Source organism: Methylobacterium sp. D48H, from assembly GCF_053345715.1.
Window position 1 is genome coordinate 67,570 of record NZ_JBKFAP010000004.1, and the last position, 26,531, is coordinate 94,100.

Consider the following 26,531-nt stretch of genomic DNA (forward strand, 5'->3'; position numbering starts at 1 on the left):
GGCATCGGCCGGACCGCGTCCGATCCGACGTTCGACGCGAAGGGTCCCCTGATCGTGCGGTGGATCGGTGCCGCGGCCCGCAAGCGCGGCCGGGCGGCCGACCGGGAAGCTCCGCCCGCTCCGACCCCGGACAACGTGACGACGGACAACGTGACGAGGCTGTCCTGGGCCGACACCTTCGGACGGGCGATCAGCGCCGATCCTCAGCGGCCGGAGGGACCCGCGACCGTCCTCGCGATGCGTCCCCGCGCGAGCAGGCGCGCGTGCGGGCCGTTCGTCCGCACGAGACAGGCGGTGAGCGCCGCGATCCCGACCTCGCTGCCGTAGAGCGAGACGGATCGGCCGATCTCGGTCGCTCTACCGTCGGATCTCCGGGCCGGCCGGGAATCCGCGGCCGCCCGGCGGCGCGGTGTCCGGCGCGAGAAGGCCGGATCCGGTCCTGAGCCAGAGCCCGTCCGGCGCCGCCTCGACCGCGGACAGGCGCAGGGCCCGGAACGACCAGCCCGGCGAGACGGCACCGTCCCGGAGGTCGAACGAGGCCTGGTGCCGGGGGCAGTGCAGCCGGCCCGCGACGCAGCGTCCGAGGGCGAGGTCGGCCCCCTCGTGCGGGCAGGCGCGCTCGGCGGCCACGATCCGGGCCCCGTCCCGGACGAGGAGCAGGCGGCGGCCGCCCGCGGTGACGGGGAGCAGGTCCCGGTCGCCGAGAAGGTCGACCGGGCCGAGGCGGATCCGCCCCGGCAGATCCCGCTCAGCCACCGAGATAGGCGTCCCGAACGTGGGGATCGGCGATGAGGTCCTGCCCGCGCCCCTCGAGGACGATGCGGCCGGCTTCGAGGAGGTAGGCGTAGTCGCAGAGTTCGAGAGCCGCGAAGGCGTTCTGCTCGACGAGGAGCACGGTCGTGCCGGCGTCGCGGATCGCGCCGATCACCGCGAACATCCGCTCGACGATGTTGGGGGCGAGCCCCAGGGAGGGCTCGTCGAACAGCACGAGCTTCGGGCGCCCCATCAGCGCGCGGCCGATCGCCAGCATCTGCTGCTCGCCGCCCGACAGCGTGCCGGCCGCCTGGTCGCGCCGCTCCGCGAGGCGCGGGAACTCCCCGTAGATGCGCGCCAAGTCCGCCGCGACCGCCGCCCGGTCGCGGCGCAGGTAGGCGCCCATGGCGAGGTTCTCGGCGACCGTCATCTGCGGGAAGACGCGCCGGCCCTCCGGGCAATGGGCGATACCCGCCGCCAGGATCCGGCGGGGCTCCGCCCCCGCGATGTCCCGGCCGGCGAACCGGATCGCGCCGGAGCGCGGCGGGACGAGGCCGGAGATCGCCCGGAGCGTCGTGGACTTGCCGGCGCCGTTGGCGCCGACGAGGGCCACGAGTTGACCCTCGCGCACGTCGATCGTGAGCCCCTTCAGCGCCGTGACGTGGCCGTAGCCGCAGACGAGGTCGCGGATCTCAAGCATGGACCGCCTCCTGCACGGCAGCCGCGGCGGCCTGCCGGGCGGCGCTGCCCTGGCCGAGATAGGCCTCGATCACCGCCGGGTCGCTGCGGATCCGGTCTGGCGGCCCCTCGGCGATCAGGCGCCCGTAGTTGAGGACGACGATGCGGTCGGAGACCTCCATCACCATCGGCATGTCGTGCTCGACGAGCAGGATGGTGACGCCGCGCTCCCGGATCTGCCTGATCAGGCGCACGAAGACCCGCGTCTCGGAAGCGTTCATCCCTGAGACCGGCTCGTCGAGGAGCAGCATGGCGGGCTCGGTGGCGAGCGCCAGCGCCACGCCGACGAGGCGCTGCTCCCCGTAGGCGAGGGCGCCGGCCTTCTCCTGCGCCCGTCCGGCGAGCCCGACCCAGTCGAGGAGCGCCGCGGCCCGGGCGCGCAGCTGCCTCTCGCCGGCCCCCGCGCGGCCGAGGAGCGCGTCCAGAACGGGCGCGCGGCCAGCCGCGGCGCCCATCTGGTGCAGGCCGATCATCACGTTGTCGAACACCGTGTCGTCCGGGAAGACGCTGGTGCGCTGGAAGGTGCGGGCGAGGCCGAGCCGCGTGATCGCGTGCGGCGGCAGGCCCTTCAGGGACGTGCCGCGGAAGCGGACCGCGCCCTGGCTGGGCTTGAGGAAGCCCGTCATCACGTTGAAGGCCGTCGTCTTGCCGGCCCCGTTCGGGCCGATCAGGCTGACGATCTCGCCCGCGTGGACGTCGAAATGCAGGTCCGCGATGGCGACGAGGCCCCCGAAGCGGACGCCGACATGCTCGACGGAGAGGATCGCGCTCATCGCTGCACCGCCGGATTGGCCTCGAGGACGGGCGCGGCCGGGGCCGGGCGGCGTCCCAGCAGCGCCGCCAGTCCCGGCACGATCCCCCGCGGCATCACGAACAGGATCACGATCAGCACGAGGCCGTAGACGATCCACTGCGCCTCCGGCGCCATGACCGGGCGGAGCGCCACCGGCAGCAGGCCGAAGATCAGGCCGCCGACGACCGGGCCCAGCAGGGTGCCCTTGCCGCCCGCCACCACCATGATGACCATGGTGACCGTGGTGGCGAACAGGAACACGTCGGGATCGATGATCCGCAGGTAGTGGGCGTAGAGGCTGCCGGCCGCGCCGGCCAAGGCGGCCGAGATCACTGCCGCCACCGTCAGCGTGCGGGTGGCGTTGATGCCGACCGAGAGCGCCAGCGGCTCGTTCTCCTTGAGACCCCGCATCGCCCGGCCGAAGCGCCCGCCGACCAGGCGGGCGATCACGGCGTAGCAGAGCGTGCCCACGGCCAGCACGAGGTAGTAGTTCTGGAGCTTGGTCTTGAGCGTCCACATCCCCAGGCCCGGCAGGCCGAGGGTGATGGCCGGGATATTGGTCAGCGCGAGCGGCCCCTGCGTCAGCTCCACCCAGTTGAGCGCCACGAGCCGCACGACCTCGGCGAAGGAGATCGTCACGATCACGAAGTAGGCGCCCCGCACCCGGAAGGAGAGCCGCCCGATCAGGTAGCCGCAGCCGCCCGCCGCGACCGTCGCCAGCAGGAACCCGACCGCCGCCGGCCAGGGCTCGTGGACCGCGCGGATGCCGAACCCGAGATCCACGTCGAAGCCGAGGCTGGTCAGCGCGCTGACGTAGGCGCCGATCCCGAAGAACGCGATGTGGCCGAGGCTGAGCTGCCCGGTGAAGCCGAGGAGCAGGTTCAGGCTCATGGCGCCGATCGTCAGGATGCCGGTCACGATCAGCGCGTTGAGGAGGTAGGGGTTGGCGCCGAGCCCCAGGGGCAGGGCGACGAGGCCGGCGAGCAGGGCGAGGGGGAGGAGCCGGTTCATCCGATGCGCTCCGCCTTGGCGAACAACCCGGTCGGCCTGCAGAGCAGGACCGCGATGATGATCAGGAAGCCCATCGCGTCCCGGTAGCCGGAGGAGACGTAGCCGGCGCCCAGCTCCTCGGCGAGCGCCAGGATGAAGCCGCCGATCGCCGCGCCGGTGACGTTGCCGAGCCCGCCCAGGATGACGATGGCGAAGGCCTTGAGCTCGGCAAGGCCGCCCATCTGCGGGAACACCACGTAGACCGGACCGAGGAGCGCGCCGGCGGCCGCGGCGAGCGACGAGCCGAGCGCGAAGGTCGCGGTGTAGATCCGGCGGACGTCGACGCCCATCAGCGCCGCCGTGTCGGAATCCTGGAACGCGGCGCGCATGGCGAGACCGAGCTTGGTCCGGTTGATCAGCGCGTAGGTGAGGGCGATCAGCGTCAGCGCCGCCCCGAGCACGAACAGCCGCAGCCACGACACCGAGACCGGGCCGACCTGGAGCGGCGCCTCGGGAAAGGGCGCGGGGATCGCCTTGGCGACGCCGCCGAAGGTCCAGAGCGTGCCCGATTGCAGGACGATGCCGGCGCCGATCATCACCAGCATGGTGGTGTCGATGTCCGAGCCCCGGAACGGGCGCAGCAGCAGCAACTCGATCGCGGCCCCGAGCAGGAGCCCGCCGAGGATCGCCACCGGCAGCGCCAGGAAGAAGTTCAGTCCCAGCGCGGCGACCGCGAGGTACATGACGTAGGCGCCGACCGTGTAGAGCGCGCCGTGGGTGAAGTTCACGACGTTCATGATCCCGAAGATCAGCGTCAGGCCGATCCCCAGCAGCGCGTAGGTGCCGCCGAGGATGAGGGCGTTGACGAGGTGCTGGATCAGTTCGTTCACGGGCGGCCTCCGAGGGTGCGCCCCGGCCCGGGGCCGGTGGATGGGCGAGAGGACCGGCGTCGGGCCGCCGGTCCGGAGGCGCTCACAGCGCCGGCACGATCACTTTCCCGTCTTTGATCTCGATGAGGTAGACGTCGGGCTTGCTCTGCCCGCTCTCCTTCCCGGCGGGGCCGGCCTTGGCGAAGCGGATCGGCCCGTTGAGCCCGACGAAGTCGACCGACCAGAACGCCTTGGTGATCGCGGCCGGATCGGCCGAGCCCGCCTTCTCGATGGCGTGGGCGATCGCGCGGATGCCGTCGTACCCGCGAAAACTCTCGGTGACGCCGGCGAACTCGAAGCCGCGCTTCTTCCACGCGGCGATGAAGGCCTCGGTGGCCTTCGGGTCCGGCGTCTTGTCGGGCGACCAGGGCAGGAAGGTCGTCAGGTGCATCGTGCCGTCGGCGGCCGCGCCGGCCTGGGCGATGATCTGGTCCGGGTTCTGGGATCCGCCGGTGGTGATGACCCGCTTCTTCAGGCCGAGCGCCGCCATCTGCTTGAACAGCAGCACGAGCTGATCGACCGAGCTCGTGATCATGATCGTGTCGGAATCCGACGCCTTCAGCTTGGCGAGCTGGGCGCTCATGTCCTGCGCGCCCTGGTCCATCGTCTCGACGAGGCCGACCGTGACGCCCTTGTCCTTGAGCATCTTGCCGAAATCGGTCGCGGCGCCGCGGCCGAAATCGTTGTTGAGGACAAGGAAGTCGACCTTCTTCAGCCCGAGGCGAGACACCATCGGCGCGAAGGTCTCGGCCTCCAGCGACGAGGGCGGCGAGATCCGGAACACGTAAGGGTTGCCGGAGGTCGTGATCTTGCCGGACGAGGAGGTCTCGACCAGCATCGGCGTCTCGTAATCCGTGAGCTTGGGCATCACGGCGAGCGTCAGGCTGGAGCCCCAGGCGCCCATCATCACCGGGGTCTTGTCGCTGGTGATCAGCTTCTCGGCGACCGCGGCGGCCTCGGTCGGGTTGCTCTTGTTGTCCTCGATCACGAGTTCGAGCTTCTTCCCGAGGACGCCGCCCTTGGCGTTGATCTCGTCGGCGGCGATCTTGGCGCCGTTGACCACGTAGGTGCCCGAGGCCGCGAACGGCCCGGTCAGCGGCTCGTTGACGCCGATGCGGATCGCCTCCGCCCGTGCGCCGGTGGCCGTCAGCGCCAGCAGGATCGCGGTCGTGAGGGTGAACCTGCTGGGCATTCGCGTGTCTCCGGTGGATTGAGGCGGGAGGGGATCAGGCGCGGCCGAACCACGCCGCGAGGCGCGCGCGGGCGAGGCCGAGGAGCAGGCGGAGCGGGTTGAGGCCGGCGGGCGCCGGCGCCGCGACGCCCGAGAGCCGGGCATCGAGGTTGCGGGTGAACTCCGCGGCGATGCGGCCGGCGAGGTCGCGCACGAGGCCGGGCCGGCCGAACTGCGCGAGCGGCCCGGTCAGGGTGTAGCCGACGTCGAGGTCGACCCGGGCGGTGCCGGGCGTCGGCCCGGCCTCGACCCGGTAGCGGATCCGGCCCTCGGTCGCCGAGCGGCCGCCCGCGTCGGTGCCGGCCCCGTGGACCGCGCCGGTCCGGGCGGCCTCGTCCCGCGCGAGGCGGGCGCGGCCGCGGAACGTCGCGGCGATCGGCCCGATCCGCACCTGCAGACCGCCCTCGACCGTGTCGGGGGTGGGCCGCGCCGTCAGCACCGCGCCCGGCAGGCAGGCGGCGACCGCCGCGAGGTCGCCCAGCAGGGCGAAGACGGCCTCCGGCGGGTGGGCGACGTCGAGGACCTGCGTGAAGCCGTGGGCCGGCGCAAACGCGTCGGACAGATCCGCCACCGCGGCGGGCGAAGCCGGGGCGGGCCGATCCGCCGGCGGGGGCGCGAGCCCTGACGCGCCGACCCCAGCGCCGATCCGGGCGCCGACCGGGCCGAGCGGCCGCGCCGCGCCGGTCTCGGGGGGGATGCCGCGCCCGCGCCGGTCCGCGATCACCGCCATCACCGCCCGGACGATGCCGGCATAGCCGGTGCAGCGGCAGAGATTGCCCGACAGGCCGACGCGGATCCGCCGCTCGTCGGCCTCGGGCAGCCGCAGGACCAGGTCGCGGGCGGCCACCAGCATCCCGGGCGTGCAGTAGCCGCACTGGAGCGCGTGCTCGCGGTTGAAGGCGGCCCGCAACTCGCCCGCGATCGCGTCCGCGTCGAGGCCCTCGATCGTCGTGACCGCGGCGCCCGCGCAGGCCCCCGCGTAGGTGAGGCAGGCACGGGCCGGCTCGCCGTCGAGCAGGACCGTGCAGGCGCCGCAGACGCCGTGCTCGCAGCCCAGATGCGTGCCGGTGAGGTCGAGCCCGTCGCGCAGCACGTCGCCGAGGTGGCTGCGCGGCTCGGCCGCGACCCGCACGGCGCGGCCGTTCACCGTCAGCGCCAGGGCCATGCGGGACGTCCCGGGTTCGGCCAGCGCGGCGCTCATGCGGCCTCCGGAAGGGTGTTGGAGCGGGGATCGGGCGCGGCCGCTGCGGCCACCGCGCGGCTCAGGACGGTGACGTGGATGTGCCGCTCGACCGCGTCGGCCATGCCGGCCTCCCGCAGGGCCTGGTCGGCGGCCCGGGGGTCGAAGCGCGCGGCGAAGTCGGCGCCGATGCGGCCGCCGAAGAGCGGGCGGGCATCGGCCAGGAGCACGGGCGGCCCCGCGACCGCGCCGATCACGGCCCGGCCCCGGCCCGCGCCGGGCTCGAGGCGCACGGCCCCGATGGCGTGGGCGAACTCGCCGATCTTCGCGCAGTGCTTGACGTAGCCCCAGGCCGCGCCCGCCGGCAGCGCCGGGACGCGCACCGCGACCAGGATCTCGCCCGCGCCGAGGGCCACTTCGAGGGCGCCGGTGACGAAGCGCTCCACTGGAAGGGTGCGGCGGCCGTTCCGGCCCGCGATCTCGACCTCGGCGCCGAGGGCCGTCAGGGCGGTGACCCAGTCGGCGGCCGGGTCTGCGTGGACGAGGCTGCCGCCGACCGTGCCGCGGTTGCGCACCGGCCGGTAGGCGATCGCGGCCGCGACCCGCCGCAGCGCGCCGCCGGTGAGATCCGGGACGCGCCCGTCCTCGATGTCCGCATGGGTCACGCAGGCCCCGAGCACGAGCGTGTCGCCCTCGACCCGCGCGGTCCGGAGCTCGGGCACGCCGGTGATGTCGAGGATGAGGGTGGGCTCGACGAGGCGCAGGTTCAGCATCGGTCCGAGGGACTGGCCCCCCGCGATCAGCTTCACGCCCGCGTGGGCCTCGGCAAGGCGCGCCAGCAGCGCGGGCAGGCTGTCGGGGCGCTCCCAGGCGAAGGCGGCGGGCTTCATGCGGCCTCCCGCGCGGTCTCGGCGGGGGCGCGGGTGGCGAGCACCGCCTCCACGATCCGCCGGGGTGTGACGGGGGAATGCAGCATCTCGACGCCGAGCGGCGCCAGCGCATCGTTGATGGCATTGGCGAGCGCCGCCGGGGGCGCGATGGCGCCGCCCTCGCCGATGCCCTTCTGGCCGAAGCGCGTGTAGGGCGAGGGCGTCTCCATGTGGTCGATGCGCGCCATCGGCACGTCGGCGGCGCCGGGCAGGAGGTAGTCGGCGAGGGTTGAGGCCAGCGGCTGGCCGCGGCCGTCGAAGCGCATCTCCTCGAACAGGGCCGTGCCGATCCCCTGCGCGAGGCCGCCGTAGATCTGGCCGTCGACCACGAGGGGGTTCACCAGCGTGCCGCCGTCCTCGACGATGACGTAGTCGAGGATCTCCACCGCCCCGAGATCGGGATCGACCGCCACCACGGCCGCGTGCGCCGCGTACGAGAAGGTGCCGGAATCGCGCACCGGCTTGTAGCCGGCGGTGACCTCGAGCCCGCCGGGATCGGTGTCGGGCGCGAGGTCCTGCGGGCGGCGGTACCAGGTGCGGGCGATCACCTCGAGCGGGACATCGCCCGTGGGGCCGACGACGTGGCCACCTTCGAACCGGCATTCCTCGGGCCGCGCCTGGAGCAGGTGGGCGCCGATCCGCACGGCGCGGTCGCGCAACGCCTCGCAGGCCGCCGCCACCGCGCCGCCCGCCATCACCATGACGCGGGAGCCCCAGGAGCCCGTCGAGTAGGGGGTCATGGCGGTGTCGCCGTGGACGAGGCGGGTGCGCGCCACCGGGACGCCCAGGATCTCGTGGGCGACCTGGGCCAGCGTCGTCTCCAGGCCCTGGCCGTGGGAATGGGCGCCGATCCGCAATTCCAGGCCGCCGTCCGGGGTCAGGCGGGCGCTGGCCTGCTCGTGGCCGGGCACCATCGGGATGCCCCAGCCGGAATAGACCGAGGTGCCGTGCGCGGCCTGCTCGCAGTAGATCGCGAGGCCGAGGCCGATCCGGCGCCCGTCCGGCTCGCCCTCACGCTGGCGGGCGCGGATCGCGTCCACGTCGACGGCCTTCAGCGCCCGGGCGAGCGCCTCCGGGTAGTCGCCGCTGTCGAAGTGCTTCTTCGTGATGTTCTCGAACGGCATCTGCCCGGGCCGCACGAGGTTCTTCTCGCGCACGGTCTCGGGCGCGACCCCCGCCGCGCGGGCGACGGCGTCGAGCACCAGTTCCAGGGCGAAGCAGACGCCGGTGCGCGCGACGCCCCGGTAGGGCAGGATCGGGCACTTGTTGGTCGCCACCGACCATGTCCGGCAGCGATAGGCCGGGAAATCGTAGGGCCCCGGCAGGATGCTGGCGACCTGCGCGGCCTCCAGGCAGGCCGAGAACGGGTAGGCCGAGTAGGCGCCGGAATCGACGGTGGCCTCGCAGTCGATGCCGCGCAGGGTCCCGTCCAGCTCCGCGTAGGCGGTGATGCGGTAATGGTGCTCGCGGCAATTGGCGTTGGCGGTCAGGTGCTCGCGGCGGTCCTCCAGCCAGCGGACCGGATGGCCGCAGCGGAGCGCGAGCCAGGCGAGCGCCACGTCCTCGGCGAGCAGGATCGCCTTGTAGCCGAAGCCGCCGCCGACATCCGGCGAGACGATGCGGATGCGGCCCTGCTCGATCCCGAGGCATTCGGAGAGGCCGTTGCGCACGATGTGCGGCATCTGGCTCGCGGTGTGGACGACGAGCTGGTCGAGGCGGTGATCGAGGCTCACCACGGTGCCGCGGCCCTCGATCGGCGCCATGCACTGGCGGCCCGTCGAGATGGTGCGGCTCACCTTGATCGGCGCGTCGAGGGCGCCCTCGATGCCGACATCGACCAGGGTCTCCAGGAAGACGTTGTCGCCCCAGTGCTCGTGGACCAGGGCGGAGCCCGGCGCGCGCGCGGCCAGCATGTCGTGGATGGCGGGCAGCTCCTCCAGGTCGAGGACGACGGCGTCGGCGATGTCCTCGGCCTCCGCGCGGGTCGGGGCGACGCACAGCGCCACCAATTCGCCGACCTGCCGGACCTTGCCGGTGGCGAGCACCGGCTGCTCGGACACCTTGAAGCCGGGCAGCCCCGAGACCGCCCGGATCGGCAGCACGCCGTCGAGGTCGGCGGCGGTGAAGACGCGGTCGCGATGGGCCTTCGGCACGTGGATGGCGCGGATCCGGGCATGGGCGAGCGGGCTGCGCACGAAGGCGACGTCCTGCATCCCCGGCAGCCGGAGGTCGCCGACATACTGGCCGCGCCCGCGCATCAGGCGGTCGTCCTCCTTGCGGGGCAGGGGGGCCCCGACGCCCTCGCGGCTCATCGGGCGCCTCCGAAAACATCCTGGGCGGCGCGGACCAGAAGGCCGTCGGGCCGGCGGAATTCGTCGAGGATCGAGAAGTGGTCGGCGCCCGGGACCGGCAGCAGGGCGCCCGGCGCGTGGGCGGCGCCGCGCAGGGCGTGGAGGTTGCGCGCGTCGCGGACGAGGGCGGGCAGCTCCCGGCTGCCGTAGGCGACCGTCATGGGCTTGGGCACGACGGGCAGGCGCAGGGGCGACAGCGTCCCGATCTCGTCCTCGGTCAGCCCGAGCTTCTCGTTCAGGTAGGTCTCGCGGATCGGCGCGAGGTCGTAGACGCCGGAGATCGCCAGGACCGCGGACACGGCGGGATGCCCGAGATGGAGCGCGGCGAGCTGCGCCCCCGCGGACCAGCCGGCGAGGACGATCGGGCCGCCGATCCCGCGCGCCGTCCCGTGCGCGGCGAGCCAGTCGAGGGCGGCCCCGATCTCGGCGACGATCCCGGTGAGGCTCGCCTCGGGTGCCAGGGTGTAGCCCGGCATCGCCACCGACCAGCCGGCGGCGTTCAGCCCTTCCGCGAAGCAGGCGAAGTCGGCTCGGGCGTTGCGCTGCCAGTAGCCGCCGTGGACGAAGACGAGGCAGGGCGCCCCCGTCTCCGCCGCCGGGTAGAGGTCGAAGCCGGTGCGCGCGCCGGCGGCGTAGGGGATGTCGAGCCCGGCCGGGTGCGCCGCGCGGTAGGCCGCGGAGGCCGCGTTGCGGGCCGCGACCTGCGCGGCGCTGTCGGGCACGCCCGCGTTGTTGTCGTAGCAGGCGCCCCGGGCCGCGAAGTCCAGGCTGTCCCAGCGGCGGCGCGGGTCCGGCGGTGTCGGGTCGTCGAGGACGAAGGCGTTCACCGGCGCCACCTCAGGCCGCGATCGCCTGGGGCAGGATCGGCGAGTCGGCCTCGAAGCGCTTCCCCGCGCGCAGGCAGAAGGCCGGGCGCAGCAGGCGGTCGGCGATCACCCGCGTGTCCTCGTTGTCGCGCAGCAGGAAGCGGCCGCGATCGTCGTGCAGCACCGAGACGTCGGCCGCGTAGCCGACCTTGAGGGCGCCGATCCGGTCGCCCATGCGCAGCATCTCGGCCGGGTGCGACGTCACCATCGGCACCACGTCCTCCAGCGGGATGCCGAGCGCCATCATCGAGCTCATCGCCTGGGTCAGGCTGAACCGGGCTTGGCCGAGGAAGGGATGGTTCTCGTCGTCGTGGTGCTCGTCCGGGGTGCCGGCGGGCTTCGTCACCTCGGGCACCTCGGTGTTGTAGCCGTGCATGTCGGCGCCGAGCGTGTAGGGGATCACGCCGGCCGGCAGGGACGCGCGGGCCACGCGGTAGGAGAAGTGGCTGCCGTGGCCGACATCGACCTTCAGCCCGGCCTCCATGGCCCGGCGGATGATGTGGTGGACCTCGCCCTGCTCGTTGATGAAGCCGCCCGGGTGGCGGGTGAAGGGATGGGCCAGCACGTCGCCGGGCCGCAGCAGCGGGATCACCCGCTCGACGATGGTGTCGGCATCCTCGCCGTTGGCGCCCGATTCCGGCAGGCCCCAGAGCTGGCCGAAATGCACGTAGAGCGGCAGGTCGGCGCGCCGGCTGATCTCGGCGGCCATCTCCATCACCTTGATGCCCCAGCGGGCGAAGCCGCCGATCTCGGCGTGGCCCTTGATGCCGCGCACGAGGTCGCGGTTCTCGGTGGCCGACTTCACGGTGGCGTCGATGTCGACGCCGTCCGGGCTGTAGAGGTTCGGGTAGAAATGCCCCTCCAGGCCGCCGACGAGATAGGCCGACAGGAAGGCGAGCACCTGCGTCTCCGAGCGCTCGGCGATGAAGTGGCGGAAGCCCGGCAGGGTCATGCAGGACGGCCCGCCCTGGTCCACCACCGTGGTCACGCCCGAGCGCACGCCGACCATGTCGGGGTTCAGGCCGAACCGGCCGGTGACGTACTGGTAGACGTGGGCGTGGGTGTCGATCATGCCGGGCAGGACGAGCTTGCCCGAGACGTCGACCACCTCGGCGGCGGCCGAGGGCAAAATCGTCTCCGCCACGGCGGCGATGCGCCCGTCCCGCACCGCCACGTCGCGGATGCCGTCGATGCCGGAGGCCGGGCAGATGACCCGCCCACCCCGCAGAACCAGATCATAGCGGCGATTGTCCATGTCGACCTCGTGGTCCCGGCCGGCGCGCGCCGGCCTCGCCCTTGCCAAAAGCGAAGCATGCTTCGTATTCCGGCGTTGCACACCGCGTGCCAAGGCTGGAACCGTTCTGCGGAGGCGGACGATGGATGAGGTCCCGGACGCCGGGTTCGCGGCGGGGTCGGCAGAGGCGGGGGTCGCCGCGGGGGCGGCGAGCGCGGCAACGGACGCGGCAACGGACGCGGCGGCGGAGGCGCGGCACTGGCCCCTGGCCGAGCGCCCAGGCTTCCTCGCCCGCCGCATGCACCAGATCCACGTCAGCCTCTTCGCAGAACGCTGTGCCGCGTTCCGCGTCACCCCGCTCCAGTACAGCCTGCTCTCGCTGCTGCGCGATCTGGGGGAGGCCGATCAGACGACGCTCGCGAGCGCGGTCGCCCTCGATCGGACGACGACGACCGGCGCCCTGAAGCGCCTCGCGGCCCGCGGTCTGGTGAGCCGCACGACCTCGCCCCTCGACCGCCGCGCGCAGGTCTGCCGGCTGACGGACGAGGGCGCCGCGCTCCACGGCGCGATGGAGCCGGCGGCGCGGGCGGCGCACGCCGCGACCGTCGAGGCCCTCACTCCGGCGGAGCAGGACACCCTGACCCGGCTCCTGCGCCGCGTCATCGCGGGGCACGAGCACCGGCGCGGCCAGCCCGACATCCTGTAGGGCGTCGCCGACGCGGCCGGCAGCACGCCTCACTGCTCAAAGAAAACACAGATCGTTCTGCGTCTGAGCGCCGCGAAAAGCTCTTTCTTCCAACATCTTCGCGAAAATTGGACGCGCATTCCATTTACAGAACGCGGAGACGTTGCGCATAAATACGGCATGGAATGCCTACAGCGCGCGCTGAGCTGATCACGCGTCGCATCTGAGCTTCCCACCGCGCGACGAATGCCGGCACCCGACCATCGTTCCGCCTGCCGATGCGCGCCGCGCGCAGGCGGGCCGGCGCGGGGTTGGCACATGTCCTGCGTGTGGTGGGCAGCTCACAGCATGCTGTGGGAGCCTCAATGCCCGAACAGCGAGGTGCGATGACGACCCGCGATGACAGGTCCCGGCCCGCTCGCCCGACCACGACGGTGCTCGCCGTCCCCGACGCCACGCGCAAGGGCAACCAGGCCTACGACCTGATGCGCCGCGAGATCGTCGCCTGCCGCCTCCTGCCCGGCACGCGCTTCACCGAGGCCGAGGTGATGGAGCGGTTCGAGATCGGCAAGGCGAGCTGCCGGATCGCGCTCCAGCGCCTGGCCCAGGAAGGCTTCGTCAGCTCGATGCCGCGGCACGGCTACCGGGTCAGCCCGGTGACCGTGAAGGATGTCGACGAGGTCTTCGCCCTCCGGATGGAGCTTGAGCCCCTCGCGGCGCGGGGCGCCGCCGGCCGCGTGAACCGGGCGCATCTGGAGCGCCTGGAGCAGGTCTGCCGCCGCAAGATCACGGTGGAGATGGGCAACCAGATCGACTTCTTCCTGGAGGCCAACCGGGGCTTCCACCTCGCGATCGCCGCGGCTTCGGGGAACGGGCGCCTGTACCGGACGCTGTCGGGCCTCCTCGACGAGATGACCCGCCTCGTCGCCCTCGGCTTCGGCGTGCAGGGGGTGCGGCCGAACATCGAGAACGACCACACCGCGATGATCGAGCACCTCGTGGCGGGTGACGCCGACAGCGCCGCCCTGGTGGCCCGCCGCCACGTCGAGACGTTCCGCGACATGACCCTGGAGAAGGTCATCGCCAGCCTGCGCGACACCGCGGTGGTGGCGCCGGTGCGGCCGGCCCGAGTCGACGGGGGCGAGCCGTGAACGCCGTCGAGCTCGACCACGTCAGCAAGTGGTTCGACCGGCGCGAGGGCGGGCCGCTCCACGTCCTCGACACCGTCGACATCGCGATCCCGCAGCACGCGATCGTCGCGATCCTGGGCGCGTCGGGCTGCGGAAAGAGCACCCTCCTCAACATGATCGCCGGGCTGGTCGAGCCCGATCAGGGCGCCGTCCTCCTGAACGGCATCCCGTCGCACGCCTTCCGCGACTGGCGGGCCATGACCTACATGTTCCAGGAGGACCGGCTGCTGCCCTGGCGCACGGCCGCCCAGAACGTCGCCTTCGGCCTCGAGGCCGGACGCATGGGCCGGGCGGAGCGGGCCCGGCGGGTCGACGAGACCCTGCGGCTCGTCGGGCTGGAGGCCTTCCGCGACGCCTACCCGCACGAATTGTCGGGGGGCATGCGCAGCCGGGTGGCGCTCGCGCGCAGCCTCGTGACCGAGCCCAAGATCCTGCTCCTCGACGAGCCGTTCTCGAAGCTCGATCCCGAGATCCGCGCGCAGATGCACGCGGAGCTGCTGCGCATCGCCGGCCTGCGGGCGATGACCCTGGTCTTCGTCACGCACGACGTCGAGGAGGCGGTGGTGCTGGCGAGCCAGGTGGTTGTCCTGCACCCGCGGCCGGGCCGGATCGGCACCCTCCGGGCGATCGATCTGCCGTACCCCCGCGACCCGCTCTCGACGGAGGTCGCCGAGGAGGTTCGGCGCCTGCGCATCAGCCTCTCCGCCGCGAGCGCGCGATGCTCGTGAAGACCCCGCCGCGCCTGATCCGGCGGACGCGGACGTCCGGTGCCGGCCGCCGGGCGGGCGTGCTGCTCCAGCGGCTCGCCCTGCTCGCCCTGGCGCTGGCCGCGTGGCAGCTCGGATCGCTGCACGCGCCGAGCTTCGTCCTGCCGAGCCCCGCGCGGGTCTGGCACACGTGGCTCGGCCTCGTCGCCACGCCGAGCTTCGCCGCCGATCTCGGCATCACGCTGGGCCGGATCGGCGCCGGCCTCGCCTTCGCGGCCCTCGTGGGGCTGCCGCTCGGCCTGCTGCTCGGCGCGAGCCCGCGCCTCGGGCGCTTCTTCGAGCCGGTGCTGACGGTGACCAACACCGTCTCCTCCGCGATCTGGGCGATCTTCGCGCTGATCTGGTTCGGCCTCTCGAACTGGACCACGATCTTCGTGGTGTTCATGACCGCGATGCCGCTGATCCTGACCAACGTCTGGCAGGGCACGCGCACGGTCAGCGCCGAGCATCTCGAGCTCGCCCGCACCTTCCGGATGCCGCGCCGCAAGGTGCTGACCAAGATCTACCTGCCGACGATCCTGCCCGCCTTCTTCGCGGGCGCGCGCCTCGCCATCGGCTTCGGGGCGCGGGTCGTCCTCGTGGCGGAATCGCTCGGGGCGAGCAGCGGCATCGGCTACCGCCTGCGGCAGGCGGCCGACCTCGTCCAGACCGACCAGGTCTTCGCCTGGACCCTCACCCTCGTCGCCCTGATGATCGGGCTCGAGACGCTCGTCCTGAAGCCGGCCGAGCAGCGCCTGTTCGCCTGGAAGAAGGTGGCGCAGCCGTGACGGCCGGCGCCAGCCGGGGACACGCCCGCCGCACGTCCCCCCATCGCAGCTCCTGGAGAACGCCTTGAAACGAATCCGCGCCCTCGCCGTCGCCGCGCTCTGCGCGGTCGGCCTGCCCGGCCTCGCGCGCGCCGAGACGGTGCGCATCGGCTACTGGAGCTCGGGCATCAGCCTCGGCTTCGGCGCCGTGCTGGAGGCCGGCAAGTTCATGGAGAAGGAGGGCCTGACGGCCGAGTACGTCAAGTTCCCGGACGTGAACGCGCCGACCAAGGCCATGGCCGCCGGGGCGATCGATTTCGCGATCGCGGCGAGCGCCGGGACGGCGCTGAGCGTGACCGCCGACGGCCTGCCGATGAGCATCGTCCTCGCGACCCAGGTGGCCGACCTCGACTTCGTCGTTCCGGAGGACTCGCCGATCAAGGCGATGGCCGACCTCAGGGGCAGGAAGATCGGCACCTCGCCCGCGGGCAGCGGCACCGCCGCCATCGCGGCGGCGATCTTGGAGACCAATCACGGCCTCAAGCCCTCGGATTACCAGGCCGTCCCCGGCAACGATTCCCGGCTGGCGCAATTCCTCGTCCAGAAGGACATCGACGCCGCGGCGCTGCGCACCGTGACCCTCGCGCTCCTGCCGGACGTGAAGCTGCGCCGGCTCGGCACCTTCCGGGAGGAGTGGAGGCGCCTCACCAAGCAGGACGCGCCGCCGGTCCTCGGCGTCGGCCTGATGCGCAATGCCTGGATGACGCAGAATCCGGACGCGCCCGCCAAGGTCGTGGCCGCGATGCGCAAGGCCTACGCCTTCGGAAAGGCCGACAAGCCCGGCGTGGCCAAGATCCTGAAGGCGGCCGCGAACCTGAGCGACGCCGACGCCGCGGCCTACGCGGGCCTCTGGGACGGCATCTACACGGTCAGCCTGGAGCCCGCCGACATCGCCTCGCTGAAGCGGGAATTCGACGTCTTCAAGGCGGTCGGCGCCGTTCAGGGCAGCCTGCCGGACACGGCCCTGGTTCCCGGCCCCTACGAGCGGTCGAAGACGATCCCGTAGCCTTTCCGACCTGCAGAAGAGGGATTTCACGATGGCTCAGACCATGAAGGCGCTCGTGCTGGAGGCGCACGGCGACATCGACACGCTGAAGGTGGTGAACGACTACCCGAAGCCGTCCCCCGGCCCGGGCGAGGTCCTGATCCGCGTCGGCGCGTCCTCGTTCAACTACCACGACGTGTTCACCGTGAAGGGCATGCCCGGCATCAAGGTGCCGATGCCGGTGGTGATCGGCCTCGACATGGCCGGGCAGGTCGTCGAGCTCGGCGCGGGCGTCGCGGAGTGGCGCGTCGGCGACCGGGTGCTGGTCAACCCGCTCAACAAGGCCAAGGGCCTGATGGGCGAGATGCTCGACGGCGGCATGGCCGAGTACTGCCGGGTCTCGACGAGCCAGCTCATCGCGATGCCGCCGGACGTGAGCTACGCGGACGCGGCGTCCCTGCCGGTGGCCTACGGCACGGCCCACCGCATGCTGATCACCCACAACACCGTGAAGGCCGGCGACAAGGTCCTGATCCTCGGCGCCAGCGGCGGCGTCGGCACCGGCTGCGTGATGCTGGCCAAGCAGCTCGGCGCCGAGGTGATCGCCTGCGCGGGCAGCGCGGAGAAGATGGCGGCGCTGACGGCCCTCGGGGCCGACCACGTCGTCAACTACCGCGAGACCGACTTCTCCAAGTGGGCGATCCAGCAGTACGGCAAGCCGCAGCGCCGGACCTACGAGGGCGGGGTCGACGTGGTGATCAACTTCACCGGCGGCGACACCTGGGTGCCCTCGCTCAAGTGCCTGAAGCGCGGCGGCACGCTGCTGGTCTGCGGGGCCACCGCGGGGCACGATCCCAAGGAGGATCTCCGCTACATCTGGAGCTTCGAGCTCAAGGTGATCGGCTCGAACAGCTTCTACGACGACAACCTGTCGGCCCTGATGGACATGATCCAGGCCGGCACGCTGAAGCCGACCATCGACAAGCTCCTGCCCCTCGAGGAGGCCGCCGAGGGCCTGCGGATGATCCGCGACCGCGAGGTCATGGGCAAGATCGTCGTCACCCCCTGACACCGCCCGAGGAGATCCCCCAAGCCATGTCCGACACCCCCCTCACCAAGGAGCAGGTCGAGGCGCTGCTGCTGCGCGGCCCGTTCCACCAGTGGCTCGGCCTCTCCATCGTCGCCGTCGGCGATGGGACGATCGAGCTGAAGGCGACGTGGCGGCCGGAATGGGTCGTCAACGCCGAGCGCGGCTACGTGCACGGCGGCATCCTGGCGACGCTGGTCGACCTCACCGCCGACTGGGCGCTGGTCTCCAAGACCGGCCGGGGCGTCCCCACCGTGGACCTGCGGGTCGACTACCACCGGGCCGCGATGCAGGGCGATCTCACCTGCCGCGGCACGGTGGTGAAGTTCGGCAACCAGCTCTCGGTGGCCGAGGCGCAGATCCTCGACCAGGAGGGGCGCCTGCTCGCGAGCGGCCGCGGCGTCTACATGACGGCGCCGCCGAAATGACGGGGCCGGCCCCCGGCGCCCCGGCGGACGGGGCCCTCGACCACGTCGTGATCAACGTGCTGCGGCGGATGGACGAGGCGGCGGACCTGTTCGCCGCCCTCGGCTTCCGGTTGACGCCGCGCGGCCACCACTCGCTGGGCTCCGTCAACCACCTGATGATGACGGCCGGACCCTACCTCGAACTCGTCGGCCTGCCCGAGACGGGTCCGCAGCGGCAGGACGTTCTGGACAGCCCGTTCGGCCTGAACGGGCTCGTCGTGGCGAGCCGGGACGCCGACGCGACGCATGCCCGCCTCGCCGCGGCGGGGCTCGCGGCCGGGCCGCCCGTCGCCTTCACGCGCCCCGTGACCGTCGACGGCCGCGAGGAAACGGCCCGGTTCCGCACGGTGCGGGTGCCGGTCGAAAGGTTCCCGGCGGGGCGCCTCTACCATTGCGAGCACCTGACCCCGGATCTCGTCTGGCGCCCCGAATGGCTCGACCATCCGAACGGGTTCTCGGGGCTCGACGCACTGACGATCGAGAGCCCGGCGCCGGAGGCCGACGCCGCCCTCTACGCGAGCGCGAGCGGCGCCCCGGCCGAGGCCGCGGGCGGCGTCCGGACCCTCCGGCTCGGCGAGACGCGGGTGGCGATCGTGCCGGGGCCGGCCGCCCGCTTCTCCGCCCTGGCGTTGCGCTTCCGCGACCTCGACGCCCTCGAAGCCCGCGCGGGCGCGCTCCCGGAGGCGGCCTGGGTTCGGCACGGGCCGGACGCGGCCACGCTGACGCTGCCGGCCTTCGACCTCCGTCTCGTGTGCAGGGCGGCCCCATGACGCGCGCGGCCACGGCTCCGACCAATCTCGGCGACCTCGTCGACCGGTCCGGCCCGCCGGACAGGCCGCGGATCATCGGCGTCGGCCCGGATGGCGAGCCCGCGGTGATGACCCGCGCCGGCCTCGACGCCCGGGCCGACGCCTTCGCCCGCGGCCTGCTGCGCGGCGGGATCGCCCGCGGCGCGCGGGTCGCGATCCTCGCGGCCAACCGGCCCGACACGATCGCGGCGCTGCTCGGGGCGATGCGCGCCGGCGTGGTCCCGGTCCCGGTCAATCACAAGTTCCCGCCGGCCACGATCGCCGCCGTGCTCGCCGATTGCGGGGCGCGGCTCGTGCTCTGCGACGGCCCGCGCCGGGCGCTGCTGGCCGATCTCGGCCCCGATATCCGGATCGCCGGGTTCGACGATGACGGGCCGGAGGGCTTCGCGGCCTGGCTCGACCCCGGTCCGTTCGTGCCGGTCGTGCCCGAGCCCGACGAGGCGGCCCTGTTCCTCTACACGTCCGGCTCGACGGGCCGGCCGAAGGGCGTGCGGCTGAGCCATGCCAGCCACCTCTGGGTGGCGCGGACCCGCGCCGCGGAGACGGACCTGCGCGACGACCGGCTGCTCGTGGCGGCGCCGCTCTACCACATGAACGCGCTCGCCCTGGCGCTCCTCGTCTGCGCGGCCGGCGCCACGATGGTGCTGCTGCCGCAATTCGAGGCGCGGGCCTACATCGCGGCGATCGACCGGTACCGCTGCACGTGGCTCACCGCCGTGCCGCCGATGATCGCCATGATGCTGCGGGAGCCGGATCTCCTCGCGGAAGCCGACCTCACCGACGTGCGGACGGTCCGGATGGGCTCGGCGCCGGTCAACGACACCCTCGCCCGGCAGATCCGCGCCCTCCTGCCGAACGCCCGCATCCTCAACGCCTACGGGACCACCGAGGGCGGCCCGGTCGTGTTCGGCGACCATCCGGACGGCCTGCCGACGCCGGTCGCGTCGGTCGGCGCGCCGCATCCCCAGGTGGCGGTGCGCCTCGTCGGACCGGACGCCCCGGAGACCGGGATCCTGCAGATGCGCAGCCCCGCGATCATGCTCGGCTACCACAACCGGCCAGACGTGCCCGTCCCGATCACCGCGGACGGGTTCTACGACACCGGCGACGTCTTCCGCCGCGACGCGGACGGGTTCTTCTACTTCCTCGGGCGGACCGACGACATGTTCGTCTCCGGCGGCGAGAACATCTTTCCGGGCGAGGTCGAGCTGGTGCTGGAGCGCCACCCCGCGGTGCTCCAGGCCTGCGTGGTGCCGGTGGACGACGCCATCAAGGGCACCAAGCCGGTCGCCTTCGTGGTCCGCCGGCCCGCCGCCACCGTCGACGAGGCCGCTCTCAAGGATTACGCGCTCGAACACGCGCCGGCCTACCAGCACCCGCGTCGGGTCTGGTTCGTCGAGGCGCTGCCGCTCGCCTCGACCGGCAAGATCGACCGCGCGGCCCTGCGCCGGCGGGCCGAAGAGGCCGTCCGCACCCCGTGACCGGCCGGGGCGGAACGGCCCTTGCAGGTTGTGCTCCCGCGGACTGCGCCCGCAGAAATTGGCCTCGCACGGAAGGCCGACCGGCGCTCCCGTCCCCGTCCGCCTGACCCGGAACGCCAGGAGTGACCCCATGCTGCGACGAACCTTCCTGGGCGGTGCCGCCGCCGCGGCCGCCGCGCCCTTCCTGCCGGCCCGCCCGGCCCTCGCCCAGGGCGGCCGGGCGAGCGTCCTGCGCTTCGTGCCGCAATCCGACCTCACCATCGTCGATCCGGTGACGACCACGGCCTACGTCACGCGCAACCACGCGTTGATGGTGTTCGACCAGCTCTACGGCCTCGACGCGCAGTTCACGCCGCAGCCGCAGATGGTCGAGGGCCACACGGTCGAGGAGGACGGGCGGCGCTGGACCTTCCGGCTGCGCGAGGGCCTGAGATTCCACGACGGCGAGCCGGTGCGGGGCCGCGACTGCGTCGCGTCGATCCGGCGCTGGGCGCAGCGCGACAGCCTCGGGCAGGCCCTGATGGCGCGCACGGACGCCCTGGAGGCGCCGGACGACCGCACCTTCGTCATTCGCCTGAAGCGGCCCTACGGGCTGATGCTCGAGACGCTGGCGAAGCTCGGTCCGCCGGTCCTCGTCATCATGCCCGAGCGCCTCGCCGCCACCGACCCGGCCCAGCAGATCCCCGAGCTGATCGGCTCCGGGCCGTTCCGGTTCAACACCAAGGAGCGGCTCGTCGGCGCCCGCGTGGTCTACGACCGCAACCCGGACTACCGGCCCCGGGAGAACGGCCCGGTCTCCTGGGTGGCGGGGCCGAAGCGGGTCCATTTCGAGCGGGTCGAGTGGCAGGTCATGCCGGATCCCGGCACCGCGGCGGCCGCCCTCCAGAACGGCGAGGTCGACTGGTGGGAGAACCCGATCAGCGATCTCGTGCCGACGCTTCAAGCGCACCCGCAGATCGCCACGCAGCTCGCCTCGCCGCTCGGCAATCTCGGCACCGGCGTGATGAATCATCTCCACCCGCCCTTCGACAAGCCCGCGGTCCGGCGCGTGGTCCTCGAGGCCCTGTCCCAAGCAGACTTCATGGCGGCGGCCGCCGGCGACGATCCCAAGCTGTGGCGCAAGGATGTCGGCCTGTTCACGCCGGGGACCGCGATGGCCACTGATGCCGGGCTCGACGTGCTCACCCGGCCGCGCGATCTCGCCAAGGCCAAGCGCGACCTCGTGGCGGCCGGCTACAAGGGCGAGCGCGTCGTGCTCATGTCGACGAGCGAGAACCCCGTGCTCGGCGCCCTCGGCGAGATCATGCACGACCTGCTCCAGCGCCTCGGGATGAACGTGCAGTACGTCGTGTCCGACTGGGGCACGCTGGTCACCCGCCGCGCCAGCAAGGCGCCCCCCGACCAGGGCGGCTGGAACATCTTCACCACGACCTGGACCGGCCTCGACATGGCGAACCCGGTCGTGGAGCAGGTCCTGCGCTGCGGCGGCCCGAAGGGCTTCTTCGGCTGGCCGGACCTGCCGGAGCTGGAGAGCCTGCGCGAGGCCTGGATCGAGGCGCCGGACCAGGCCGCGCGCCAGGCGATCGCGGCCCGGATGCAGACCCTGGCGATGCGCGACGTGCCGTACCTGCCGACCGGCCAGTACTTCTACCGGACGGCCTTCCGGCGCGACCTCCGGGACGTGGTCGACGGCCAGTTCGTCTTCTGGAACGCCCGCCGCGCCTGACGGGCGGCGCGTCCGGGCCGCCCGTCGCCGTCGGCGACGGGCGCACGACTCAGTGCGCGAAGACGCCGGCCAGATCCCGGAAACCCTTGACCTCGATCGGATTGCCGCTCGGGTCGAAGAAGAACATCGTGCGCTGCTCGCCGGGCTCGCCGGCGAAGCGGACGACCGGCGGGATGTCGAAGGCGATGCCGGCCGCCTCGACGCGGCCGGCGAGCGCCTCCCAGGCGTCGAGCGGCAGCACCACGCCCAGATGCGGCATCATCACCGTGTGGTCGCCGACCTTCCCGCTCCGGGTGGTGGCGAAGGGCTCGCCCAGGTGCAGCGACAGCTGATGGCCGAAGAAGTCGAAATCGACCCAGGTCTCGGTGCTGCGGCCCTCCTGGCAGCCGAGGACGCCCCCGTAGAAGCGGCGCGCCGCGTCGAGGTCGGTGACGTGGTAGGCGAGGTGGAACGGCGTGAGCATCGACGGTCTCTTGCTTGCTGGGCTCGGTTGAGAGGGGGTTGCGGCGCCGTCAGGGCGCCGGATCGAGGGCACGCGCCGAGACGACGCCGCCGACGAGGTTGCAGGACAGCAGGAACGCGCTGTCGAGATCGCCGCCGCCGGCCGGCACCAGCGCCGTCAGCCGCGCGGCCAGAGCGCTTCGCGCGGCGCGGGCGATGGCCTGGGCCTCCGCGACAGCGACGGCCGCGAACCGGATCGTCTCCCCCGGCCGCACCTGCGCGAGGCGGCCGAGATCCGCCGAGATCACGGTGGCGATCTTTGGGTAGCCGCCGGTGGTGTGGCGGTCGGCCAGCAGGATCAGCGGGCGCCCGTGTCCGGGCACCTGGATCGAGCCGTTCACGATCCCGTCCGAGACGATATTGAAGCCGTCCGCGTGGGCGATCGGCGGCCCGTCGAGGTGGCAGCCCATCCGGTCCGCCCGCGCCGTGAGGGTGTAGGCTTCGGAGAGGAAGGTCCGCAGGCCGTCCGCGGTGAAGCCGTCGGCCTGCGGCCCGAGCACCACCCGGATCGGCCCGCCGAAGGTCGGCCGGTGGGCCGGCGGCAGGGTCAGCGGGCGGTCGCGGGGCGCGGGCGCCGCGAGGGGCAGCAGGTCGCCCGCGGCCAGGGGTTGGCCGTCGAGGCCGCCGAGGCGGGTGCGGGTGTGCGTCGCCACGCTGCCCAGCATCGGCGCGACGGCGAAGCCCCCGGCGACCGCGAGGCAGGCGCGCAGGCCCTGCCGCGGTCCGCCCAGGACGAGCCGGTCGCCCCGCCGCAGGTCGTGGGCGGTGAACGGGTCGAGGGCGCGGCCGTTCAGGCTTATCGCGAAGGGCGCGCCGGCGAGGGCGACGCGGCAGATATCCGTCTCGCAGGCGAGGGTCGGACCGACCATCGCCATCTCGATCACCGCGGCGTCGAGCGGGTTGCCGACGAGGCCGTTGGCCAGGGCCAGCAGGTCGGGATCCATCGCGCCGGACCCCGAGATGCCGTAGCGCAGGTAGCCCGGCCGCCCGGCATCCTGCAGGGTCGAGGCCACGCCGGGGGCGATGACGCGAAGGCCCTCAGGCATCGATCCGCTCCAGGGTCGCGACGGTCTCGCCGGCGCGGGCGGCCTCGCTGAGGGCGTCGAAGGCGGCGCGGTCGATCGGCTCGAACCGGATCAGGTCGCCGGCCGCGAACAGGAACGGCTCGGCCCGGCCCGGATCGTAGGAGCGCGCGGGCGTGCGGCCGATGAGCTGCCAGCCGCTCGGCAGCTCCAGGGGCGGCGAGACGCCGGTCTGGTTCCCGCCGATCGAGACGCTGCCGGCGGGCGTCTCGGGCCGCGGATCGGTGCGCCGGCTCGCGTGGAGCCGGGGATCGAGGCCGCCCAGATAGGCGAAGCCGGGGGCGAACCCGATCATGTAGACGCGGTAGTCGCGGCCGGAATGAAGGGCGATCACCGCCTCCGGGCTGAGCCCGGCCCCGGCGGCGAGGTCGTCGAGGTCGGCGCCGTGCGCGCCGCCGTAATGGACCGGCACCCGCCAGCGGCGCAGCGAGCCCGCCGCCCCGTCCGGCGGCGGCCAGTGCGCGGCGATCAGCGCGGCGAGGTCGGCCCGGGGCAGCAGGTCCGGATCGTAGAGGACGAGGAGCGAGCGGTAGGTCGGCACGGTCTCCAGGAGGCCCGGGCGCCCGGCGCCGCGGAGCGCCGCGTCGAGGGCGATGACCCGCGTGTTGATCGCGGGATCGACCGCGCGGCCGAGCTCCACCGTGAGCGCCCGGTCGCCGCTATCGAGGAGGCGGTAGCCGGGCTCAGACACCGAGCACCTCGGCCATCGGGCGCAGGGCGATGCCCTTGGCGGCGCACTCTGCCCGCAGGCGGCGCGCCATGGCGACCGCGCCGGGCGTGTCGCCGTGGACGCAGACCGTGTCGATCCGCGTCGGGATGCGCCGCCCGGACAGGCAGGTGATCGCCCCGTCCTCCAGCATCCGCGCCACGCGCTCCGAGACGGAATCGGGATCGTGCAGCACGGCGCCGGGGAGCTTGCGCGAGACCAGGGTGCCGTCATCCGCGTAGGCGCGGTCGGCGTAGATCTCGCGCGCGATCGGCAGCCCGAGCTTCTCGCCGGCCCGCTCGGTCTCCAGGCCCGGCATGACCACGAAGATCAGGTCGCGGTCGAGGGTGCGGATCGCCCGGGCCACCGCCAGAGCGAGGTCGGCATCCTCGTTGGCCATGTTGCCCATGGCCCCGTGGGTCTTCACGTGGCGCACCGGGCAGCCGGCATCCTGCGCCAGCGCCAGCAGCGCGCCGACCTGGTAGAGCACCGCCTTCTCGATGTCGGCGGGGCGCTCGCCGTGGATCGGCCGCCGGCCGAAGCCCCAGAGGTCGAGGAAGCTCGGATGGGCGCCGGCCTGCACGCCGTTCGCGGCGGCGCGGCTCAGGGTCTCGTGCATCACCAGCGGGTCGCCGGCGTGGAAGCCGCAGGCGATGTTGGCCGAGGTCGCCACGGTCAGCATCTCGGCGTCGTCGCCCAGACGGTAGACGCCGAAGCCCTCGCCCATGTCGCAGTTCAGATCGACGATCATCGGTGCATCCCTTCTCTCGCGCGGGGTCAGGCTTCGGCGACCAGGTGGGCCACCAGGGTGGCGGCGGCGCACAGATCCGCGATCCGCATCGCCTCGTCCGGGTTGTGGCTGCCGTTCTGGTTGCGGATGAAGATCATCGTGCTCGGCACGCCCTGGCCGGCCAGCGTCGCGGTGTCGTGCCCCGCCCCGCTCGCCATCGTGCGGAACGGCGTCCCGAGCCGGCGCGCGTGGCCTGACAGGGCCTCGACCAGCGCGGCGCTCATCCGCGCCGGCGTGCTGCCGGTGCGCTCGCCCAGCACGAAGCGTACCGAGCGGGCGGCCTCGATGGCGGCGATATGCTCGGCGAGCGCCGCCTCGACCCGGTCGAGAACGGCCGGCTCGGTGCTGCGAACGTCGAGGCAGAAGCGGACTTCGCCGGGGATCTTGGCGAAGGCGTGCTGAACCGGGTCGGTGGCGACCTCGCCCAGCGTGATCGTGGCCGGGCAGCCCTCCGCCTCCAGCCTGCCCCAGAGCGCGTCCAGGCCGGTGATCAGGTCGGCGAGGGCGAAGACGGCGTCGCTGCGCTCGCCCCGCGCCACGGCGCCGGAATGGCCGTAGCGGCCGAAGCAGGCCGCCTTGCGGTAGCGGAAGCTGCCGCTGATCGCCGTGACGAAGCCCACGGGGAGCCCGGCCGCCTCCAGCGCCGGGCCCTGCTCGATGTGCATCTCGACGAAGCCGTGGATCCGCGCCGGATCGAGGAGCCGCTCGCCCCGCGCCACCGCCCCCGGCCGCAGGCCGAGTTCGGCCATGTGGTCGCGCAGGCTCCGGTCGGTATCGGCGCGGGGCAGGTCGAGCACCTCCGGCGGCAGCAGGCCGAGCGCGGCCCGGCTGCCGACGTAGGAGGCCGGGAACCACACGCTCTCCTCGGCCCGGAACACCGCCACCGTCACGGGACGCGCCGGCACGATCCCAGCCCGGCGCAGGGCCTCCACGGCCGCGAGGCCGCCGATCACGCCCGCCGCCCCGTCGAAATTGCCCCCGTGGGGCACCGTGTCGACGTGAGAGCCGACCATCCAGGGCGCCAGTGCCGGGTCGCGGCCCGCCATCGTCAGGAACAGGTTGCCGGCCGCGTCGGTCTCGGCGGCGAGCCCGAGTGCCAGCCCGGTGGCTCGCATCAGGGCGTGGGCGCGCTCCTCGCCGACGCCGTAGGCCGCCCGCGTCACGCCCGGCGCGTCCTCGCTGAAGCTCAGGAGCTCGGCGAACAGGCCCGCGCAGAGATCCGGATCGATCGCGAGCCGGGTCATGCCGGCTGCCGCGCGGGTCCGACCCGGTCCATCGGCTGAACAATGAGGCACGCGCCCGGCGCAGTCGCGAAGGGAATACCGGGATCCGGAAGTTCGATGACCATGTCGGAGGCAGCCATGCTCAAAAATACCGCTTGAATGCCGGCGGTATACCGGTTCTGCTAAGGCATCCCATCCGATTTGGCAATGTAAAACGTCGGCGGATGGAAAA

Annotated in this window: 26 protein-coding genes; 10 read left to right on the forward strand and 16 right to left on the reverse strand. The window is 73.0% G+C overall.

The annotated features are described in order from the left end of the window. Positions 1-357: 357 nt before the first annotated feature. The 11 genes from ACLBX8_RS10660 to ACLBX8_RS10710 all read right to left on the reverse strand — a co-directional run bounded on the left by ACLBX8_RS10660 (position 358) and on the right by ACLBX8_RS10710 (position 12,015). Entirely contained in the window at positions 358-756 is a 399-nt protein-coding gene (locus ACLBX8_RS10660) for a Rieske (2Fe-2S) protein (protein WP_056527071.1), read from the reverse strand. Next, entirely contained in the window at positions 749-1,453 is a 705-nt protein-coding gene (locus ACLBX8_RS10665) for an ABC transporter ATP-binding protein (RefSeq protein WP_132368740.1), read from the reverse strand. Before ACLBX8_RS10665 ends, ACLBX8_RS10660 begins: the two co-directional genes overlap by 8 nt. Continuing rightward, a complete protein-coding gene (locus tag ACLBX8_RS10670) occupies positions 1,446-2,264 on the reverse strand; it encodes an ABC transporter ATP-binding protein (RefSeq protein ID WP_447699335.1) in 819 nt (272 codons plus the stop codon). The genes ACLBX8_RS10665 and ACLBX8_RS10670 overlap by 8 nt, the downstream gene beginning before the upstream one ends. Then, positions 2,261-3,295 (reverse strand): branched-chain amino acid ABC transporter permease, encoded by a 1,035-nt coding sequence (locus ACLBX8_RS10675; protein WP_447699334.1) that lies wholly within the window; start codon positions 3,293-3,295, stop codon positions 2,261-2,263. Before ACLBX8_RS10675 ends, ACLBX8_RS10670 begins: the two co-directional genes overlap by 4 nt. Continuing rightward, on the reverse strand, positions 3,292-4,164 hold the full coding sequence (locus ACLBX8_RS10680; protein ID WP_103985106.1) for a branched-chain amino acid ABC transporter permease: 873 nt from the start codon (positions 4,162-4,164) through the stop codon (positions 3,292-3,294). Before ACLBX8_RS10680 ends, ACLBX8_RS10675 begins: the two co-directional genes overlap by 4 nt. 82 nt (positions 4,165-4,246) lie before the next feature. Further along, on the reverse strand, positions 4,247-5,395 hold the full coding sequence (locus ACLBX8_RS10685; protein ID WP_447699333.1) for an ABC transporter substrate-binding protein: 1,149 nt from the start codon (positions 5,393-5,395) through the stop codon (positions 4,247-4,249). Positions 5,396-5,429: 34 nt separating this feature from the next. Beyond that, the gene (locus ACLBX8_RS10690; protein WP_447699332.1) at positions 5,430-6,635 is read right to left on the reverse strand and encodes a xanthine dehydrogenase family Fe-S subunit; all 1,206 of its coding nucleotides are present in this window, start codon (positions 6,633-6,635) and stop codon (positions 5,430-5,432) included. After that, positions 6,632-7,504: an FAD binding domain-containing protein gene (locus tag ACLBX8_RS10695; RefSeq protein WP_447715077.1), complete on the reverse strand. Its 873-nt coding sequence runs from the start codon at positions 7,502-7,504 to the stop codon at positions 6,632-6,634. Before ACLBX8_RS10695 ends, ACLBX8_RS10690 begins: the two co-directional genes overlap by 4 nt. Beyond that, on the reverse strand, positions 7,501-9,855 hold the full coding sequence (locus ACLBX8_RS10700; protein ID WP_447715078.1) for a xanthine dehydrogenase family protein molybdopterin-binding subunit: 2,355 nt from the start codon (positions 9,853-9,855) through the stop codon (positions 7,501-7,503). The genes ACLBX8_RS10695 and ACLBX8_RS10700 overlap by 4 nt, the downstream gene beginning before the upstream one ends. Beyond that, positions 9,852-10,721 (reverse strand): alpha/beta hydrolase, encoded by an 870-nt coding sequence (locus tag ACLBX8_RS10705; RefSeq protein WP_447699329.1) that lies wholly within the window; start codon positions 10,719-10,721, stop codon positions 9,852-9,854. The genes ACLBX8_RS10700 and ACLBX8_RS10705 overlap by 4 nt, the downstream gene beginning before the upstream one ends. Positions 10,722-10,731: 10 nt before the next feature. Then, the gene (locus tag ACLBX8_RS10710) at positions 10,732-12,015 is read right to left on the reverse strand and encodes an amidohydrolase/deacetylase family metallohydrolase (protein ID WP_447699328.1); all 1,284 of its coding nucleotides are present in this window, start codon (positions 12,013-12,015) and stop codon (positions 10,732-10,734) included. 121 nt (positions 12,016-12,136) lie between these two features. On the opposite strand from ACLBX8_RS10710, the gene ACLBX8_RS10715 reads away from it, so the two are divergent. From ACLBX8_RS10715 to ACLBX8_RS10760, 10 genes are all read left to right on the forward strand, one after another. Further along, positions 12,137-12,700 (forward strand): MarR family winged helix-turn-helix transcriptional regulator, encoded by a 564-nt coding sequence (locus tag ACLBX8_RS10715; RefSeq protein WP_447699327.1) that lies wholly within the window; start codon positions 12,137-12,139, stop codon positions 12,698-12,700. 365 nt (positions 12,701-13,065) lie between these two features. After that, entirely contained in the window at positions 13,066-13,830 is a 765-nt protein-coding gene (locus tag ACLBX8_RS10720; RefSeq protein WP_447699326.1) for a GntR family transcriptional regulator, read from the forward strand. Beyond that, positions 13,827-14,597: an ABC transporter ATP-binding protein gene (locus tag ACLBX8_RS10725; RefSeq protein ID WP_447699325.1), complete on the forward strand. Its 771-nt coding sequence runs from the start codon at positions 13,827-13,829 to the stop codon at positions 14,595-14,597. The genes ACLBX8_RS10720 and ACLBX8_RS10725 overlap by 4 nt, the downstream gene beginning before the upstream one ends. Then, on the forward strand, positions 14,588-15,403 hold the full coding sequence (locus ACLBX8_RS10730; RefSeq protein ID WP_020094477.1) for an ABC transporter permease: 816 nt from the start codon (positions 14,588-14,590) through the stop codon (positions 15,401-15,403). The genes ACLBX8_RS10725 and ACLBX8_RS10730 overlap by 10 nt, the downstream gene beginning before the upstream one ends. A 64-nt stretch (positions 15,404-15,467) precedes the next feature. Beyond that, positions 15,468-16,448, forward strand: coding sequence for an ABC transporter substrate-binding protein (locus tag ACLBX8_RS10735; protein WP_447699324.1), 981 nt, complete (start codon positions 15,468-15,470; stop codon positions 16,446-16,448). Positions 16,449-16,479: 31 nt separating this feature from the next. Next, a complete protein-coding gene (locus ACLBX8_RS10740) occupies positions 16,480-17,496 on the forward strand; it encodes a zinc-binding dehydrogenase (protein WP_447699323.1) in 1,017 nt (338 codons plus the stop codon). 26 nt (positions 17,497-17,522) lie between these two features. Beyond that, the gene (locus ACLBX8_RS10745) at positions 17,523-17,942 is read left to right on the forward strand and encodes a PaaI family thioesterase (protein WP_447699322.1); all 420 of its coding nucleotides are present in this window, start codon (positions 17,523-17,525) and stop codon (positions 17,940-17,942) included. Beyond that, positions 17,939-18,751, forward strand: coding sequence for a VOC family protein (locus tag ACLBX8_RS10750; protein WP_447699321.1), 813 nt, complete (start codon positions 17,939-17,941; stop codon positions 18,749-18,751). Before ACLBX8_RS10745 ends, ACLBX8_RS10750 begins: the two co-directional genes overlap by 4 nt. Then, positions 18,748-20,271, forward strand: coding sequence for a class I adenylate-forming enzyme family protein (locus ACLBX8_RS10755; protein ID WP_447682258.1), 1,524 nt, complete (start codon positions 18,748-18,750; stop codon positions 20,269-20,271). Before ACLBX8_RS10750 ends, ACLBX8_RS10755 begins: the two co-directional genes overlap by 4 nt. 130 nt (positions 20,272-20,401) lie before the next feature. Further along, entirely contained in the window at positions 20,402-21,997 is a 1,596-nt protein-coding gene (locus ACLBX8_RS10760; protein ID WP_447699320.1) for an ABC transporter substrate-binding protein, read from the forward strand. 49 nt (positions 21,998-22,046) lie between these two features. On the opposite strand, the gene ACLBX8_RS10765 is transcribed toward ACLBX8_RS10760, so the two are convergent. From ACLBX8_RS10765 to ACLBX8_RS10785, 5 genes are read right to left on the reverse strand one after another with little or no spacing between them, the layout of a single operon-like run. Beyond that, the gene (locus ACLBX8_RS10765; protein WP_020094484.1) at positions 22,047-22,460 is read right to left on the reverse strand and encodes a VOC family protein; all 414 of its coding nucleotides are present in this window, start codon (positions 22,458-22,460) and stop codon (positions 22,047-22,049) included. Between the two features lie 49 nt (positions 22,461-22,509). Next, entirely contained in the window at positions 22,510-23,544 is a 1,035-nt protein-coding gene (locus ACLBX8_RS10770) for a 5-oxoprolinase subunit C family protein (protein WP_447699319.1), read from the reverse strand. Further along, positions 23,537-24,271: a 5-oxoprolinase subunit PxpB gene (gene pxpB, locus ACLBX8_RS10775; protein ID WP_447699318.1), complete on the reverse strand. Its 735-nt coding sequence runs from the start codon at positions 24,269-24,271 to the stop codon at positions 23,537-23,539. The genes ACLBX8_RS10770 and pxpB overlap by 8 nt, the downstream gene beginning before the upstream one ends. After that, positions 24,264-25,037, reverse strand: a complete 774-nt coding sequence (locus ACLBX8_RS10780; RefSeq protein ID WP_091978608.1) for a LamB/YcsF family protein — start codon at positions 25,035-25,037, stop codon at positions 24,264-24,266. Before ACLBX8_RS10780 ends, pxpB begins: the two co-directional genes overlap by 8 nt. 26 nt (positions 25,038-25,063) lie before the next feature. Continuing rightward, positions 25,064-26,320, reverse strand: a complete 1,257-nt coding sequence (locus ACLBX8_RS10785) for a Zn-dependent hydrolase (RefSeq protein WP_447715079.1) — start codon at positions 26,318-26,320, stop codon at positions 25,064-25,066. Between the last annotated feature and the right edge of the window lie 211 nt (positions 26,321-26,531).

What these genes read in the sequence shown, in the direction of transcription:
- ACLBX8_RS10760 (WP_447699320.1), top strand. Translation starts at nt 20,402, where the DNA reads ATGCTGCGACGAACCTTCCTGGGCGGTGCCGCCGCCGCGGCCGCCGCG.
- ACLBX8_RS10740 (WP_447699323.1), top strand. Translation starts at nt 16,480, where the DNA reads ATGGCTCAGACCATGAAGGCGCTCGTGCTGGAGGCGCACGGCGACATC.
- ACLBX8_RS10780 (WP_091978608.1), bottom strand. Translation starts at nt 25,037, where the DNA reads ATGATCGTCGATCTGAACTGCGACATGGGCGAGGGCTTCGGCGTCTAC.
- ACLBX8_RS10695 (WP_447715077.1), bottom strand. Translation starts at nt 7,504, where the DNA reads ATGAAGCCCGCCGCCTTCGCCTGGGAGCGCCCCGACAGCCTGCCCGCG.
- ACLBX8_RS10755 (WP_447682258.1), top strand. Translation starts at nt 18,748, where the DNA reads ATGACGCGCGCGGCCACGGCTCCGACCAATCTCGGCGACCTCGTCGAC.
- ACLBX8_RS10720 (WP_447699326.1), top strand. Translation starts at nt 13,066, where the DNA reads ATGACGACCCGCGATGACAGGTCCCGGCCCGCTCGCCCGACCACGACG.
- ACLBX8_RS10770 (WP_447699319.1), bottom strand. Translation starts at nt 23,544, where the DNA reads ATGCCTGAGGGCCTTCGCGTCATCGCCCCCGGCGTGGCCTCGACCCTG.
- ACLBX8_RS10745 (WP_447699322.1), top strand. Translation starts at nt 17,523, where the DNA reads ATGTCCGACACCCCCCTCACCAAGGAGCAGGTCGAGGCGCTGCTGCTG.
- ACLBX8_RS10685 (WP_447699333.1), bottom strand. Translation starts at nt 5,395, where the DNA reads ATGCCCAGCAGGTTCACCCTCACGACCGCGATCCTGCTGGCGCTGACG.
- ACLBX8_RS10750 (WP_447699321.1), top strand. Translation starts at nt 17,939, where the DNA reads ATGACGGGGCCGGCCCCCGGCGCCCCGGCGGACGGGGCCCTCGACCAC.
- ACLBX8_RS10690 (WP_447699332.1), bottom strand. Translation starts at nt 6,635, where the DNA reads ATGAGCGCCGCGCTGGCCGAACCCGGGACGTCCCGCATGGCCCTGGCG.
- ACLBX8_RS10730 (WP_020094477.1), top strand. Translation starts at nt 14,588, where the DNA reads ATGCTCGTGAAGACCCCGCCGCGCCTGATCCGGCGGACGCGGACGTCC.
- ACLBX8_RS10765 (WP_020094484.1), bottom strand. Translation starts at nt 22,460, where the DNA reads ATGCTCACGCCGTTCCACCTCGCCTACCACGTCACCGACCTCGACGCG.
- ACLBX8_RS10665 (WP_132368740.1), bottom strand. Translation starts at nt 1,453, where the DNA reads ATGCTTGAGATCCGCGACCTCGTCTGCGGCTACGGCCACGTCACGGCG.
- ACLBX8_RS10670 (WP_447699335.1), bottom strand. Translation starts at nt 2,264, where the DNA reads ATGAGCGCGATCCTCTCCGTCGAGCATGTCGGCGTCCGCTTCGGGGGC.
- ACLBX8_RS10700 (WP_447715078.1), bottom strand. Translation starts at nt 9,855, where the DNA reads ATGAGCCGCGAGGGCGTCGGGGCCCCCCTGCCCCGCAAGGAGGACGAC.
- ACLBX8_RS10675 (WP_447699334.1), bottom strand. Translation starts at nt 3,295, where the DNA reads ATGAACCGGCTCCTCCCCCTCGCCCTGCTCGCCGGCCTCGTCGCCCTG.
- ACLBX8_RS10715 (WP_447699327.1), top strand. Translation starts at nt 12,137, where the DNA reads ATGGATGAGGTCCCGGACGCCGGGTTCGCGGCGGGGTCGGCAGAGGCG.
- ACLBX8_RS10710 (WP_447699328.1), bottom strand. Translation starts at nt 12,015, where the DNA reads ATGGACAATCGCCGCTATGATCTGGTTCTGCGGGGTGGGCGGGTCATC.
- ACLBX8_RS10785 (WP_447715079.1), bottom strand. Translation starts at nt 26,320, where the DNA reads ATGACCCGGCTCGCGATCGATCCGGATCTCTGCGCGGGCCTGTTCGCC.